The sequence below is a fragment of the Bacillus cereus group sp. MYBK14-1 genome (assembly GCF_051916885.1).
GTDB lineage: Bacteria > Bacillota > Bacilli > Bacillales > Bacillaceae_G > Bacillus_A > Bacillus_A cereus.
This window is the reverse complement of record NZ_JBQAHM010000008.1, coordinates 86,782-101,932: the sequence shown is the minus strand read 5'-3', so window position 1 is coordinate 101,932 and position 15,151 is coordinate 86,782. Positions and strand designations below refer to the sequence as shown.

The window sequence follows — 15,151 nt, the reverse complement described above, 5'->3', positions numbered from 1 at the left end:
TCTTTTTAAATTTCTCTAAACGCTCCTCATTTAAAAATGTTATTTTCATTTCGTCAATATTAAAATACTGATTAAAGTATTCAAAAACATACTTCACACAAATTCACATATTTCCCGTTCTTGCATTAATCTCAATTTCATTTATTTTATTTTCACCTGTTCTTCTTGAAATATATTCCTCAAAAGACTGCATCAACATTCACTCCCTATTTACTTTTTCATCCAAATAGATCCCATTTATGCGTTCAATATAACAGAGGCCTCATCAAATAGAACATATCTTTTTTAAATTCACTTTTTCATCTAACAAATCTACAAATGATTTCTCTCCGTTATCCTGTAGGGAGATATAATCATACCAAGGATACCTTTCCTTTATACGGTTAAGCCATTCAATATTATCTTTTGTGGGTTTATTATAATAAATAGTAACTGCTTTAAAATAACCGCATTTCTCATACAAGTTTTCTATGCGGTTAATATCTTGTATTGGCAATGGTATCTTATCCCCAACATTAAGGTTATCAACCTTTTTCTTCCATTTTATATCTCTTAATAACAATTCCTTTACAGTGCTGCTGTATATGTCTTCTGGCTTTGAGTCTATATAACCTTTTTGTTTTTTTATAGATAACAAAAGAAATATCTTTTTATCTTTTTCAATTGTTATATCAGGATGTTGAGACTTATGTTCTTCTGTTTCTTCATAAATCCGTTTTACCTTCTTAAATAAACTTCTCTTTCCCAAATACTTTTTACCTACCTCTATTTTGATTTCCCCATTTTTTATTTCATTTAAAAAATAATACGATATAGATTGGTATATTAGCATTTCGGAAAATCCCGTAAAGTTTGCTTTACTCTTAGAATATCTTGATATTCTTTCTGTTATTTCGCTTTGAAATTGGAATATTTCTTGGCAAGTTATTTTACCATTCGATTGAGCTATATAAGAATCAAGTTGCCTTAAAAAACTATCCAAGTATTTTAAAATCTCCATCATTTACCCCCTTCAATGATGTTTCCCAATTTTTTGATCCGAAAATAAATTAAAACAACAAGAAAATCTGGACAGATATTCCAATTTTTATTCGTTATTTTGGAAACCCCTTATATAAGTTTTTTTACTTGTTGATGTCACAATATATCCCAATAAATGGAACATAAAGAGAAAAGAGGGATATTAGCCCCAATCCAAATCTCTTATAAATTTTCATTTATTCGTTTTGTTATACTGTCAATTCTACTCTGTAACTCTAATAATGACTTTGATTGTTCACTTTGGATCATCTCTTCGTTTCTTAATGAATTAATACGAATATTTATATTCTCCAGCTCTTTATCGTGTATTTTCTTTAACAATTCCTCTTTTTTATTTAAGGTATTATTTTGGATTTCCTTCGCCCATGCTCTAAAGTTATTTCTCGTTTCAGTTCTCGCTTCTATTAATCGTTTCTCATTCGTTCCTTCTTGGTATTCTTCAAAGGCTGCAATAAGAGGAGATGCAATTCCTGCAACAACACCTACTTTTGAACCTACTTTTGATAAAACTTCTCCAGCTTTACCTAATTTATCTACAATTTTTAATGCTTCATAAGGTTTAAACTTCTTACCAAAAAAACGCCCCACATCTAAAATAAATTTATGAGCATCACTTCCTGAAAATGCTTTTAGCCCCTTTCCTACACTTTCAGCATTTACACACCAATTTTTAAATCCATTTCCTGCAATCCCTAAAAATTTACCTACATCCTTCAAAACATCGGGAGCTTTTTTTAACTTCTCCAGGTCTTGTTTGTCTTTTAAATTCACATTAAAGTCAATTTCCTTACTAAAATCATTTAATAATTCCTTATATATAAGGGTATTTTCCAAAGCATTAATCTGCTTAATTAAACTATCCAATTCCTGGTCAACGATCTCTTCTATCTTTTCACCAGTGTCACTACACAAAATTTCAACTTTATCTTTTATATTTTCAAATTCATAGTTTATTTCATCGGACTTAACATCACCTGTTAATATTGAAATAAGCTCATTTGCAACATTCATAATACCAGTGTAGAGATTTTGCACTTCTCTCTCTATTTTTTTATTGATGTTCTTTCTATTTTCAACAACTAAAAACTTTTTTCTCACCAAAAGTTCTTGAATTTTTTTTCTGTCCTCGTCTGTTGATATTTCATTCAAAATTCCATCCAAATACGTACCAATGATATTTAAATCAGATACAAGCCTTCCGACGATACCTTTTTCTTTTATAAAATCATTTATATGAGATATAAAACCACTAAGATTACTTCGTATCATTAAAGCATTCTTAAGTCTATCTTTAGGTTGTTTTAAAGCATCTAAATAACTTTTGGCATCTATGAATGTAACTCTAAAGTCCTCTAACGTTAATGGCGATATAACCTTTTTAATATCATTCTCCCAATTCATTTTGTTGTCTATAGATTCTAAGGATGTCTTATTAACTACTACCATTATTTTTGGTGATTTATTATGCTGAAATGCAATCCTTTTGAAGTCTCTCGCAATTAAATCATCAAATCCTTGCGTGGTTACTACATATACCAATAAATCGGCTAAATCCATGTGCCTAAAAGCTAAATCAGTATGTTCTTTCTGGTCAGTTCCGATACCTGGTGTATCAATTAACACTACATTATTCCACTTATATTCCGTCACTTTATCTGTTGTTACATTTTGTCCTATTTTTATGTCCATATTCTCAGTTAGGGCAGTAATCATTGTAGACTTACCTGCTGAATACTGACCTATAAAGGCAATTTCCAAACTATCTTTCCCACTATTTTCAACACTATCATTCATATAATCCTTCATTAAGGTAATACACTTTTTATTGTTTATACCACTAACAATTTCATTAAAATCTTCTTTTATATTTTCTATTTCTTTAACATACTCAACGTATTTCACTTGCTCCATCATCATATCTCCTTAACAGTGATATTAAAATCGTCAAACAATCTATTCGTTAATCTTATATTTCTTCCCTTTTTACCAATAATTTGTTTTACACTTTCTTTCCCTGCTTTTATGGTAATATTAGGAATGTTTAGTTCGAAATCAACATTATCTGTATTAGCTGGAAATAAAGCGCGTTTTAACAATTCACTTGGCTCATTTACAAACTCTATATAAATTATTCTTTCCCCTAATACATTCTCTAATAATCTTCTGCTTTCATTATGTCTTAACATTTCATCTTCATTTGTCAAAACCTTAGACATTCTTCCCTGTTCTCGTGCAATTTTTATCATTAAATTGTCAAAATTCCTATTATAAGTTAGCTTATACAGTAATTTAAACAAGCTAATATTCTCACTTTTTTCTTCGTCTCTAAGACTAATGGCCGATTCTTTAACTATATCTAAGTATCTATATAGTAATTTAATATTTTTAGCCAATTCTATATTAATCTGTTGGTATAAATGGTTGACAATATTTTTTTTGAAAGCATTCCACAATTGCCTGTTTGTATCTTTAGCCATCTTATTAATCTGTTTTTTCATATCACTTTTTATCTTTGATTTCTTGCTATCAAATCTTTTACTATCATTCCCTGTCAGCCATGAAAAAATTGTTACAATAGCTCCTCCAACGCCAATTAATGCAGAAACCCAGCCTGCCGGATTCCAAAAATTTGTTAAAGAAACCACCCAAGCAACATCTAATGCTGCCCCACCCCATCGAGCAACCCTACCTATAATTCCTTTTTTTAATTCTCCTAAATCACTCATATCATTATTAAAGTTTAAACTACTCGCTTCAAATGTAATTTGTCTCGTAAATTCATTTATGTATCTTGTCGCCTCTTCACATAAATCTATATAAATTCGGTTTATCTTCTCTTGAATTTTATATGACTCTACTTTTTCATTCCAAACTTCTTCGGCATTTTTATCACCAGCGTAATTGTCAACAAATGAGTCTACTTCCGATGCTAATTGCGTGAAAATTTGTGATACCTCACTCTCAATAGCTTCAAAACCTTTATTTTTAAATTCACCAAACCAGTTCTTCATCTCATTATGTTTACTTTGAATATAGCGCATTCTTGGTTTTATTTCTTTGTAACTACTCCAATAAATGTTTTCCAAACTCCTTAAGTAATAAATATAATCATCCCTAAAACTCAAAACCCTTTTTTGTTTCCCCTGATTGACTATTAATTCTCTGAGCATGAATTTAACCTTATTTATGTTTGAAGCGTTATAAAGTTCCCTACTTAAATCCTTATCCCCTTCCTTGGTACTTTTAAACGCAGATAACGCATGAATAGGAATTATTTCAATGTTACTACTACCTAAATATTTCTTTGAATATTGCTTTATTCGTTCAACATGACCTGCTTGACCATTTAAACTGACAATTTCCCTATGTTCATTAAGAAATATTTCCCTATATATTTCATCATCAATATCCACTTTTACATTTAGCAAAATAATAATTGGCTTATTTTGAGATTTAATTTGAAACAGTTTTTCAAATTCTGTTTCCTGTATGCTATCATTCGTCACTAAAAACAGAATTAAATCTGATTCATCAATAATACTTTCCGCAATTCTAACATCCTCTTCACCTTCATATGCCGATATTCCTGGAGTATCAATGATTCTTAAATTATTCCAATGGTATTCTCTAATATTCCTTGTTGTTCTTTGAGAACCTTTACCAATGGTCTCACCATCTCCATTGGTAAGTGCTTCCCTAATTGTACTTTTTCCTGCTTTAGTTCTGCCAAATAGTGTTACAGTAAATGTACTGAGGTTCTCCTTTTTTCTTTTTATTGAATTTTCTATATTCGTTATACCCATACTTAGATTTTCTGATATTGTTTGGTTTAGATTATCTAATAATGAAGTAAGAGATTCATCTTTTAATCCTTCCAGATCCTTCGCCTGGTTAATGAAAAGATTTAAATTGTCAGTACTATCTCTTAATATCTTTTTCAAATTGCCCAATTTTTCAGATACATAAAGTTCCTGTTTCTCGGCTACTTTTTTACACTCATTTAATGCTTCTACATATTCATCAAAGTTTATTTTATGATTCCTCTCGCTCCTTACAATCCTAAACATTCCTTTCACTCCAAACAAAATATTTCTATATTTTTGGTGCCTTAAAGTAATCTTAATTTAAATTCATTAAACAAGTCTTCCTTCCTAAATGATTAAATATATTTATCAATAAATTAGTTTATTACTATTTTACCATTAAATGTTATTCTTAGGTATGTGAGTTGCATTCAATAAGAGCAACAACCAAAAAAATCATACCGTGAAAGAATCCTACCGAATACTAATTCACACAATTTAAATCATTATATGTAGGAAGTTCTGCTGAGTATTTTACAAAAATGGAGTTTGCTTCATATAAAGAGAATGGGATGTATTTATAACTTCCTCCCCCAAATTTCAATTAAATATTTTTATTGATACAAGATATAAATTGTCAGTTTTAACTATGCATAAACGTCTGTGTTTCTTCATCGCTGCAAAAACTATTCGTTTATAATTAAATTTCATTAAGGATGAATCTAATTGATATTCTTTTTTAACCACAAAAAACCCACCTTCAGCTAAGGATATCTAAAGGTGGGTTTTCACTAAAAGCCATATCTCTTTATAAGCACCTGACTTTATTTTAATTTATTGAAAATCCATACTCTGGAACCACTAATTTATAACCACATAAAGAAATGCACTTATCGATTCTTTCTATATTCCTAGTAAATCCTCTGCGCCCCTCTTTTAAAACCTTTTCGATACCATCAACACCAAGCACACTCATTAATTCAATATAATGCTCTATTGTAAAAATTGGTGTATCTAAAGGTAAATTATATCCAGTACCAATTGAATAGTTAGTCAATATAATATGCTCAACTTTTAAAGGTTTTACATCACTATAGGTATCTCCAAAATACTCTTGAAAAATATTATCTTTATTTGTTTCAACATATTCTTTAGCAATTTCTAATTGAGTATATCCTTTTTCTAATAGCCCATCTTCTAATTGAATTACATCCTCAATTGACTCCACGGGAATTTTATATTTTAATTCTATAACATGTAAATAATTCTTCCTCGGGTCGTATACTAGTAAATCCATTCCAGGACGAATAGCCTTTTTCTTGTCTCTACCATAAGAAATGCTATATTTATCCCCTAAATTTTTGTATATTTGATCCCTCTCTAACTTTTCAAAATAATTTTGAGCTTTGCTATAACTCTTCTGATTCATTTTAGCTAATAATCGTATAGCATTAATTGCAGGTCTTGTGGTCATAAATATCTCCTGCATTAATACCAACTTATTATGTATTGGTACAAAGTAGTTTAAAGAAATATCATTTTTTATATTATCAAAATCTAGTGTAAAAAAGTCCAAAATAGACATAATAATTGACCTATCCATTTTTGAATACATTTGTACTACCTTTATCCATTCTTCTCTTGATTTTTCGTATACATTCTTTCCCTCATAAATCTTAGTTATATTATTGTTAATGCTTTTTTCAATATCCTTAACAATAAAGTTATTAATTGATAGAGAAAACTTTTTATAGTCTTCTAACGAAAAACCCTCAAATTGTATATTTTCTTGAAATTCAAAATCTCCCATATGAATCTCATACATCATTTCTTGGAAATCTTCTCTCCCACTCATAGAGTTAAACTTATCTTCTTCTTGTTTTCCTATTCTCCATGCATTATAACAACTATATAATTTATGGTTCTCTTCTTTATTAAAATTAAACTTTATAGTTCTTTCATCAAGCTGATAAGATACTCTATGTTTATTATGTAAAAACCAGAATCGATAAAAATCTTCATAATAATATGCCACCGTTAATAGATCCAATACTTCATCCGCTACTACTTTGTCAGAGCACATTGATTCTTTCGGACAATACAAAATACACCATCTAATTACCCATTTCATTGATTCTTGTAAAAACTTTATTTCATCCATAAACTCTTTAGGTATCTTTGTTAATCTAGATAAAAAATTCCTTTCATCAGATGCATTTATCACTGAATACCACATTGAAGTTTTACGAATCACTAATCTTATCGCTTTGTCCCTTTGAAGTTTAAATAATTTATGATTTCTTATTTTATTTTCAATTTCATTTTTTATAGTATATAATTTCTCATGCTTATTCACCTTCTGTACACTCCCATATATAAGTTAATAAAATCGATTTTTCAATATATTCTCTAAAGTTATTATTCTATTTTTCTTACTTATTCTAAGTTCGTAATAGTATCTAACCTCCTAACACCTCAAGCAGTTTTAAAGATTGCTGGCACCTACTTTTCTAGCCCTTGATGTACCACGAAGTACTGGTAAATCAAGCTTTCTTACGTCCTATTGTTTTCTTATGAATTATAATTTCGAAAATTCAAGTAACAGTCATAGCATGCAAAAGTCCCTTATATTTATCTGTACACAAAAAAATAAAAATGAAACCATTATGGTTCTCTTTTTGTTAACACTTAAAAACACTTTAGACGAGAGATCTTTTCCTACTTCAGTTTTTCCAAAATTCTTGTTCTCCTCTGACTTTCTTCTTACAATCCTAAGATTCGATATTTTATAACAGCTTGGTTACGAACAATAGAGTTCTCGTCGTTTAATGCCTTTTTAATGATTGGAATACTGTAACTTTGGTCAGCCCATTGACTTTTAGCAAGTTCCTCCAATAATTTTTTCCTTACATCAAATCTATTCCTCTTAATTAAGGAAAGTAATTCTTCTGAAATAGACTTTAATAAGAAATGATCTGCACTGGAAATAGTATCTAGTTATACTGAAGGCTCTCTTTCATTCTTAATCTCTTGAACCAGTTTCTTCATTTTCTTTAAAGAGATGAAGAGAAAATAAGCTAGTGCTTCCGAGCCAGCCTTTTGTACATCCAAGCGAGAGTGCTTAGAAAAACACTTCCTTTTTTCCTCACTTTCTTTTGTCTTAGTAAATATAATTGCTTAAGTACTAATATTGACCTTATTCTACAAATAAAAATTGCACCCTTCAATTATCCACTAATCCAAGAAACAGGATAATCGATATTTTTTGTTGAGTATCTATAATAAAAACTAGCTTTTCACTCCTATATAATATTATCATAACATCGTAATATGATATAATATTGTTGTAAAATAAAATATCCATTCAACTAGATATTTTATTAATAGATTATAGAAGAAGCAATATAGCTCCCTTCAAAAGACAATTCATTTTAATTGTTTTATTCATTTTCCGTAGTTTCTACTCTATAAAATTTAAACTATGTAAAGGAAGATTTCTTTAAAAAAATTAATAAACCCGCTAATTTGTACTTTCATATTACTTATAATAACTAGTGTACTATAAGTAATACGTAATAAATTATATGAAACAGGAGTTAATATCATCACATGGACTTAACAAACATTTTTCAAACTTTAAATATTACATATTACGTTGCTGCAGGCCTACTATTATTAAAAACATGCACAATACTTAAGGCTTCTAGTATAGAAAAGCTTTTTTTCAATCAAGAGAAAATTTTACTTATCCAAATACTTCATATTATTATTTTCACAATATTCATAACGCCAATCACGATATTATATTTCTATATATTTTCCGATAGATCGTTAAATATATCGGATATTAATGAAATTATAGGTTTTATTATAGTTTCACTTTTAGTAAGTACGATACTTGTGCTTGAAATATACATCCCTTACCTTTCTGATCCACTAGGTAAAGATGCATATTATATTAAACAAGATGATGATTCAAAAATATATCTAATAAAAAGTCTAAATAAACTTGAAATTTTAGGATATAGTCACCCACGTTTAAAGAAAATAGACAAAAATAACCCTAACAATAACTACACAAGAATTCTAAAAAAAGAAGACGTAAAAAATACTGTGATATTTAGGGAACGCTATCAGGATAGTTTATTAGATAAAATTAAAAAATGGATAAGTTAATTATCAAAAAACTATCAAATTTATTTATACTCTATTTACAATTTATTAAAAGCAGTATTAATTGCCCATTAAGTATTAAACTACATCTAACACTCAATGGGCAATTTTTTAGTTATTTCTTATGTATTAGATCATATATTGAAACACATTACTTTATGAAAAATACGGATTAACTCTTTCCTTATTCCAAACTAGTTATATTATTCCTTATAATAAGGATATACATATTTCTTAATACACCTCAAGGAGGCATTTATCTTGAACTATGGCTGGGCTGGAACTATTGAACAATTTAAAGAATTAGATTTAAAATTATTCATTAAACAATTGCAATATCATGTTTATAAAACCAATGCAAATGATTCTAAAATAGCTTCTCAAAAGAGAGCATGGATTGATAGTTACAATAAACTACAAGACTTATTTAATCGATTTTCTAATTTAGATGCATCACTTATTTTTGAATATGAGATTTTACGCGGAGGTGGCCGACGTCCAGATATACTTTTATTAATTAATGGTTATTTGATAGTCATCGAGTGTAAAAGTTATAATCACGTTTCACCTTCTGAATACATTCAAACATCACTTTATATGCGTGATCTCCAGCATTATCACTCAGCAATTCAACAATCTAACATGCAAGTCATAGGTGTTCTACTGCTTACAAACTATGAAGGTGAACAATGGGAATTCCAAAAAGATTATCAAGTAACCCTTTCAACAGTTGATGGATTGGAAATTATTATTAACCGAATATTAGATAAAACTGAAGTACAAACTTTGACGATAGAGGAAATAATTAATGGTTTCTATAAACCTTCACCTTCTATGCTAGAAGCTGCACGTTCCATTTTACATAATGAACCACTCCCTGACATTAAAGCAATATCAAGCAGTAATTTTCCAAAAGTACAACAAATTATACGCACAATTATTCAAGAAGCACAAAATACAAATACCCACCACTTAATCTTAGTATCTGGTGAGCCAGGAGCAGGTAAAACATATTTGGGTCTGACCATTGCACATGAAATGAAAAATGCAGTTTATTTATCTGGTAACGGGCCATTAGTAGACGTATTACAAGATACGTTAAAAAATAGAACGTTCGTACAAGGTCTATATGGATATAAAATGGATTTTCTGGAAAAGAAAATGATTCCAAAGGAACAAATAATTATTTTTGATGAGGCACAGCGAGCATGGGATACCAAAAAAGTTGACCAATCACTCCCACGAAGAAAGCGAGAAGCCCAGCACTTAAGTGAACCGGATATTATAATGAATATTACGACACATAATAAGCCGTGGAGTGTAACAATTGGCTTAATTGGTGAAGGTCAAGAGATCTATTCTGGGGAAGAAGGCGGTCTCCCTCTGTGGAATACTGCAATCGCTGGAAAAAACGTGACTGTTCACTCGAAACATACTAATTCTGTATTCACAAATGCAGCACATTATAGAACTCATTCTCAGCTACATTTAAACTCATCTTTCCGTGCTCATGCAGCTTTAAAATACTATGAAATTATTAATACTTTATTAGATGTTAGTTTTGAACAAACGAAACAGCTTATTCATAAACTACCAAAGGAACATTATCAGCTTTTTATTACGCGAGATTTAGACAAAGCAAAAATCACTTTAAATCAGCTTTATCAGGATGATACAAAAACAGTTGGTGTCGTCTGTGCTGGTGGCGCTGATCGTCAAAAGGAAGTCCCTGTTCTACCACGAGATGAACGATATGAAAGACCTAGTAAGATTGCTCAATACTTTAACTATCCCGGATCTCAATACTATTGTAAAACCCTCAACTATAGCTCAACTGAATTTCAAACACAAGGACTTGAACTAGATATGGCGCTCGTTCATTGGGATGATGATCTTTATCTACAGAATGGGGCTTGGAAAGGACAACACTATCAATGGGGTGTCGAAGATCCATTCCAAATTAAACTCAATGCATATAGAGTTATTTTAACAAGAGGTCGAGATGGAACAATTATTTACATACCACCAAAACCCATACTAGATGAGACTTGGAACTTACTAAAAAATCAATTAAAAATCCCTGAATTAATGTTTTAAAAACTATAATAAGAGACTATATTCAAGATTTCCTCAGAATATAGTCTCTTATTTTTCTATTTCACAGCAACCGGGATATCGGTCTTACATGGCTTAAAACAATTGCAAGGAAAAATCACCTCAAACGTCTAGTATTTTTAGGAAATTGCAACTAAAGAAGTTGCTGTTTCCTTTATTACTTTAGCAACTTAATCGCTTTGCGTTACTTGTTGTACTCTTTATACTATTAATTATTATCGGATGAAGTTATTTCTGCTAAAAACTATTAGAAAAGGCACCTTAGGGTGTCTTTTCTATATGGAAAGATCCCTACACATTGTGTAGGGATCTTGTTTTTCTTACCAATTAATTTTTGTTGGATTTAACTTGGAAATATTTCCACGTACCAATTGTTTTTCGTTGCTGTCATAGATACCGATATCACCAGAGAAGTTTTCCCAATATTCCCCTAAGTAGTCTTTTGATGGTGCTTTCAAATCTACATATAATCCCATAGTCCCAAAACTTGCCACCTGGCGTGCTGCTGTGTCTCCTACTTGTTGCGCTCGTTCTTTCGTTGTTCCAGCTGGAACGATAACTACAATTCGAGTTAGACTGTCTTTCGCTTCAATATGGACGTCTTGCGCCTGTGCAGCCACCTTTATTCCATCCTTTGCTGTTTGGATGCCTAATTGGCTTAATTTTACATCCTTATTACGTGCCCCCTGGCCCTGTGCTGTCTTCGATTGTTCCACCTTTTCTTGTGCTTGTGCCTCATTTAACCCACTGACTTTCGGTTGTTCAACAGGCGTTGACTCCGCTTTTGGTTCTTCTTTAACTGTTTCCTTTGCTACATTTTCATGCTGTTTTGACTTATCCGTCGATTGTTGCATCGTTACTTTCTTATCTTCTTGCTTCTTTTCTACCTGAAATGCTTTAACTTTTTCTTTTTGTTCCTCTTTTTTCACATCTTGCTCTATTTTCGCTTCTTCAGTACCACACGCTGCCAATAATAAACCTGCTGCAATTGTGAAACCTGCTAATTTAATTGCTTTCATATTAAATACCGCCTTTTCATAATTTAATTCTTTCATATGTATAAACGACCTCAGCTACAAATATTAACTTTGTACCACATATCTGAATCATTTAAATGATAACATATTAATATTCAAATTCTACATATATTTAAATATTAATTTTATAATCTATTTTCAGTCAAAACAAATTAATCTTTTCATAAAACGTGGAAGTCATTCTTTTAAATTGATAGTGATGTGGTACCACCAACATTTCAAAGAAAACTCACGCTAAGAAAAAAAATGAGTCATCCATATGGACAGCTCATTTACATAATTTTCGTTATTGAGAGCTATTGCAAACTACCTCTATTTTGAGTAAGGTCAATCTTTGTTTTGTTTTTCTAACAGTTGAATAATTTTATCTAACTTTTGCTCAACTGAATTTTGCTTTTTGTGATTGCTAGTATGTCGAATTATACGTATAATCCCCCCAAACAGTGCACCGATGATCATTAAAATAATAACAACTCCAATATAATAAATAGAGTTTTCTAAAGGCATTATACAAGACCTCCTTTTCCCTATTTTAGCATTTATAAAAAAGTGATTTAATGAGAATAACACTACACCCGAAGAAAAGATTAAAGATGCTGATTTTGTTGCTCATTGTGTATCAGAAAGTTTCGTTTCTTTTGTTAGCTCTTTTTACAGTGAATCTAAAGCAATTCAATATCTGTGGAAGGTGTGCAATAAAACTACTAACTTTACTATTGGTGAACAAGCATTTAATAAAGACCAGAAGTTTACTATTGGCACTAAAGCTATAAAAAAATTTGTTATGAAAATTAAATCCGGAGCAAACATGAATAAGGAGAAATTCGCTTATTTCAACAGGATTGTAAATAACTTAATGGACAAGTTCTATTTTGATAAAGAATTTATGGGAGCATAGAAAATGCCCTCAAACACTAAACATTCGGAGCTCAAAAAGGAAAAAAAGCATGCAGAGGGAGACACCTCTACAACCACAATACAGATTATCATAGTTTCACATTGTAAAAACGTCTAAATTCCCCTTTATTACCTAAAAATTTATATATCTTATTTATGTAATTTATGTTATGGTTCCATATGTTAATTAGTTACAATATTTTCAAAAAGGAGTGTACAAAAATGCAAGCAAAAAAACTAGCATACGTAATTTTACCAATCATGTTATTAGGGGTAGGTTGTGGGATATCAAAAGACCATCTGAAAGAGTCAGCTTCACAAGAAACTGTATCGGAGACTTCTACGGAGTCATCAAGACATAAGACTTTAAATGATAAGTCCTTAACATATACGGATTCCTTATTTGACCTAAGTGATGAATTAACCGAAGCTTCTAATGCTGTGTATGATGCAGTTGGTGATGATAATTACAAAATTGCACTCAACGATTTAAAGAAAGTAACTCTTAAATTCGATGAATTAGAGCCTAGTGATGATTACAAAGCAATTCATGAGAAAGTACTTCAATCAATGAAAACTAGAAGAGAAGGTATAGAGTTAATATTATCAAACATAGATGATAAAACAAACAGTGATTTCTTGAGAGGGTCATATCTTCTAGGGGAAGCACTTGATTCTTATATAGATGTATTAGGTGAAATAGCACATAAAAACAAAGGGTAAAACTTTATGAAAAGGGTAATACAACAAGAAGTGTACAGAAATGGAATTATCCACAAAAGAACTAAAAGAATTACTTATGAATGCATGATATAAACGGGAAGCATCTCTATAAAATTTGTACGTTCTATATTTAAAAGTTTACGTTTAATAAGTTTAATTGTAAAACCAATATCAAAAGCATTATCTAAAAGTGAATTTTAATTACATAGCCATAAAAAAGTACACCTCCAATTGTTGTTCGTGTCTAACAATTGGGGTGCACATCAAACAGGACGGCTTATGTTTTATTTCAAATACTCGTACCACCAGTTTCTTTCGTCCATCCAAGCTGTAATCTTATCAAGCTCACCATTTGGTAACGTTTCGGTTTGCAAGTATGCTAAACCAGTTAATGGATCAGAAATAACTTGTCCTTTAGTTCCACGCTCATTCATAGCATTTAGAGCTTCTTGAACCAATGAAATACCAAAACCACCAGATTTAACATATTGATAACCGCCATTAGCAACAGATTGTTTTGATTGTTTCTCTCCGGTAAACCAATCTAGCGTTTTGTCACCTTGCAATAAATTAATATCCACTTTTCCAATACCATCAATATAACCATTATCGGTATATTGCCAAATGTCACAAGTATAGGATGGTTTCTTCTGTGGACTGCCGTCATTTGTTCCGTATCTTGGTAACCAAATAAAATCAGCTTGTACACTTTGTAAATTATAGTCACCGTACATATGGTGTGCTACATAAAATCCTACTTTCCAACCTGCTGCTTTACATGTATCAATAAAAGCTTGTGATGCTTTAGCTAAATCACTAAGGTTACCTTTGCTTTTCATTGACTTTACTGTGTCATCTTCCACATCTAATACAAGGAATTTAGCATTAGGATTTACCCTTGCTAAGAAATCCTTAGCTTCCGCAATTGCATCTGCTACTGATACGAAACATCCATAAGCATATGCAGCATGTGGAATACCGTATTGTTCTGATTTGGCTACATGCTCACTATACAAATGATCTACTAGATTTGAACCATATTGTACCCTAGCAATTACTAAATCTAATTGTGCTGCTGCTACATCCCAATTAATACTTCCATTCCATTTTGAAATATCTACAATGTGTCCCATTACTGAACATCTCCTCCAAATAGTTTTTGTTTAATTCCTGTTACGTCTTTAGAAATAGATCCAAAAGCTTTTGCCTATTCTTCAATAACTTCCTGGTTCTTTTGAATAACAGCTTGGTACTACGCTTCACGCTGTTCATTCTTTTTTGTGTAATAAAAAGCATCCACACAAATAATGTTGCGCATGCTTCCTGTTGAATAACTGAAATAAAATCTCGATAAACAAAAAG

11 protein-coding genes and 3 pseudogenes are annotated in these 15,151 nt (G+C 30.7%); 5 read left to right on the top strand and 9 right to left on the bottom strand.

Features of this window, described 5'->3' with window-relative positions:
* Positions 1 to 265: 265 nt before the first annotated feature.
* The 5 genes from ACTFR3_RS20275 to ACTFR3_RS20255 all read right to left on the bottom strand — a co-directional run bounded on the left by ACTFR3_RS20275 (position 266) and on the right by ACTFR3_RS20255 (position 7,739).
* On the bottom strand, positions 266 to 1,000 hold the full coding sequence (locus ACTFR3_RS20275) for a hypothetical protein (RefSeq protein WP_440044740.1): 735 nt from the start codon (positions 998 to 1,000) through the stop codon (positions 266 to 268).
* 203 nt (positions 1,001 to 1,203) lie between these two features.
* On the bottom strand, positions 1,204 to 2,952 hold the full coding sequence (locus ACTFR3_RS20270) for a GTPase (protein WP_440044739.1): 1,749 nt from the start codon (positions 2,950 to 2,952) through the stop codon (positions 1,204 to 1,206).
* Between the two features lie 2 nt (positions 2,953 to 2,954).
* On the bottom strand, positions 2,955 to 5,108 hold the full coding sequence (locus ACTFR3_RS20265) for a GTPase (RefSeq protein WP_440044737.1): 2,154 nt from the start codon (positions 5,106 to 5,108) through the stop codon (positions 2,955 to 2,957).
* A gap of 565 nt (positions 5,109 to 5,673) precedes the next feature.
* Positions 5,674 to 7,200: a hypothetical protein gene (locus ACTFR3_RS20260; protein WP_440044735.1), complete on the bottom strand. Its 1,527-nt coding sequence runs from the start codon at positions 7,198 to 7,200 to the stop codon at positions 5,674 to 5,676.
* Between the two features lie 407 nt (positions 7,201 to 7,607).
* Positions 7,608 to 7,739 (bottom strand): hypothetical protein, encoded by a 132-nt coding sequence (locus tag ACTFR3_RS20255; protein WP_257138115.1) that lies wholly within the window; start codon positions 7,737 to 7,739, stop codon positions 7,608 to 7,610.
* Between the two features lie 714 nt (positions 7,740 to 8,453).
* Here ACTFR3_RS20255 and ACTFR3_RS20250 point away from each other — a divergent pair.
* The 3 genes and pseudogenes from ACTFR3_RS20250 to ACTFR3_RS20240 form a co-directional block, all read left to right on the top strand.
* Positions 8,454 to 9,020 (top strand): hypothetical protein, encoded by a 567-nt coding sequence (locus ACTFR3_RS20250; protein ID WP_098255230.1) that lies wholly within the window; start codon positions 8,454 to 8,456, stop codon positions 9,018 to 9,020.
* Positions 9,021 to 9,278: 258 nt separating this feature from the next.
* Complete coding sequence (locus ACTFR3_RS20245) at positions 9,279 to 11,114, top strand: DNA/RNA helicase domain-containing protein (RefSeq protein WP_440044734.1); 1,836 nt, start codon at positions 9,279 to 9,281, stop codon at positions 11,112 to 11,114.
* Between the two features lie 196 nt (positions 11,115 to 11,310).
* Positions 11,311 to 11,358, top strand: a pseudogene (locus ACTFR3_RS20240) (YjcZ family sporulation protein); the annotation flags it as partial.
* Between the two features lie 94 nt (positions 11,359 to 11,452).
* Here ACTFR3_RS20240 and ACTFR3_RS20235 read toward each other — a convergent pair.
* Together ACTFR3_RS20235 and ACTFR3_RS20230 are read right to left on the bottom strand one after the other, a co-directional pair.
* Complete coding sequence (locus ACTFR3_RS20235) at positions 11,453 to 12,187, bottom strand: DUF874 domain-containing protein (RefSeq protein ID WP_440044732.1); 735 nt, start codon at positions 12,185 to 12,187, stop codon at positions 11,453 to 11,455.
* A 309-nt stretch (positions 12,188 to 12,496) separates the two neighbouring features.
* Positions 12,497 to 12,676, bottom strand: a complete 180-nt coding sequence (locus ACTFR3_RS20230; RefSeq protein WP_322367326.1) for a DUF4083 family protein — start codon at positions 12,674 to 12,676, stop codon at positions 12,497 to 12,499.
* A 49-nt stretch (positions 12,677 to 12,725) separates the two neighbouring features.
* On the opposite strand from ACTFR3_RS20230, the pseudogene ACTFR3_RS20225 reads away from it, so the two are divergent.
* Positions 12,726 to 13,067 (top strand): annotated as a pseudogene (locus tag ACTFR3_RS20225) (helix-turn-helix domain-containing protein); the annotation flags it as partial.
* 221 nt (positions 13,068 to 13,288) lie between these two features.
* The gene (locus ACTFR3_RS20220; RefSeq protein ID WP_001148077.1) at positions 13,289 to 13,789 is read left to right on the top strand and encodes a hypothetical protein; all 501 of its coding nucleotides are present in this window, start codon (positions 13,289 to 13,291) and stop codon (positions 13,787 to 13,789) included.
* Between the two features lie 284 nt (positions 13,790 to 14,073).
* Here the strand turns inward: ACTFR3_RS20220 and ACTFR3_RS20215 are convergent, their stop codons facing one another.
* Complete coding sequence (locus tag ACTFR3_RS20215) at positions 14,074 to 14,922, bottom strand: GH25 family lysozyme (RefSeq protein ID WP_440044731.1); 849 nt, start codon at positions 14,920 to 14,922, stop codon at positions 14,074 to 14,076.
* A pseudogene (locus ACTFR3_RS20210) lies at positions 14,922 to 15,121 on the bottom strand (BhlA/UviB family holin-like peptide). Before ACTFR3_RS20210 ends, ACTFR3_RS20215 begins: the two are co-directional and overlap by 1 nt.
* Positions 15,122 to 15,151: the final 30 nt, after the last annotated feature.

Coding starts and splice junctions, on each gene's coding strand:
- ACTFR3_RS20235 (WP_440044732.1), bottom strand. CDS start 12,187: ATGAAAGAATTAAATTATGAAAAGGCGGTATTTAATATGAAAGCAATT.
- ACTFR3_RS20230 (WP_322367326.1), bottom strand. CDS start 12,676: ATGCCTTTAGAAAACTCTATTTATTATATTGGAGTTGTTATTATTTTA.
- ACTFR3_RS20265 (WP_440044737.1), bottom strand. CDS start 5,108: ATGTTTAGGATTGTAAGGAGCGAGAGGAATCATAAAATAAACTTTGAT.
- ACTFR3_RS20215 (WP_440044731.1), bottom strand. CDS start 14,922: ATGGGACACATTGTAGATATTTCAAAATGGAATGGAAGTATTAATTGG.
- ACTFR3_RS20270 (WP_440044739.1), bottom strand. CDS start 2,952: ATGGAGCAAGTGAAATACGTTGAGTATGTTAAAGAAATAGAAAATATA.
- ACTFR3_RS20275 (WP_440044740.1), bottom strand. CDS start 1,000: ATGGAGATTTTAAAATACTTGGATAGTTTTTTAAGGCAACTTGATTCT.
- ACTFR3_RS20250 (WP_098255230.1), top strand. CDS start 8,454: ATGGACTTAACAAACATTTTTCAAACTTTAAATATTACATATTACGTT.
- ACTFR3_RS20220 (WP_001148077.1), top strand. CDS start 13,289: ATGCAAGCAAAAAAACTAGCATACGTAATTTTACCAATCATGTTATTA.